This is a genomic window from Alteromonas alvinellae, from assembly GCF_902705805.1.
In genome coordinates, this window is sequence record NZ_CACSIH010000129.1 from 1 (window position 1) to 415 (window position 415).

1 protein-coding gene is annotated in these 415 nt (G+C 44.1%); it reads left to right on the forward strand.

The window, feature by feature from the left end; genetic code table 11:
• Positions 1-415, forward strand: a 415-nt coding sequence (locus tag ACX5KA_RS09900) for a hypothetical protein (protein ID WP_458731018.1), incomplete at both ends; no start/stop codon positions are given.

Sequence of the window (415 nt, forward strand, 5' to 3'; positions counted from 1 at the left end):
GCTGACATTTTTAGATGAAGACGGCGTGGCAATTGGCGATGCACGAGTCTTAAGTCCAGCAGGTACTAACGACTATGAATGGAAAGAGCGAACTGGCGAGGCTATTATACCAGTAGGGACGCGAGCAATATCCTACCAGATAGATATATTTGAGCCTCGAACATCAGGTGTTTGGGTAAAAGTAGATGATACTTTTTTAACTATTCAGCCAGCAGAAGATAAAGACTTAGATGCGGTTCTTGACTTCAATGATATAGATAACGATAACGATGGCCTTGTAGATGAAGGTAATTACACAACCAATCTATTAGCAAATGGCGACTTTACACGAAGCGGCGAGTCTTGGGAAGTAAGTGGACTCAACTACCATGTGATGGAGGCTCGTAGCGGTGCTGAGAGCACTATGCTAGGGTCA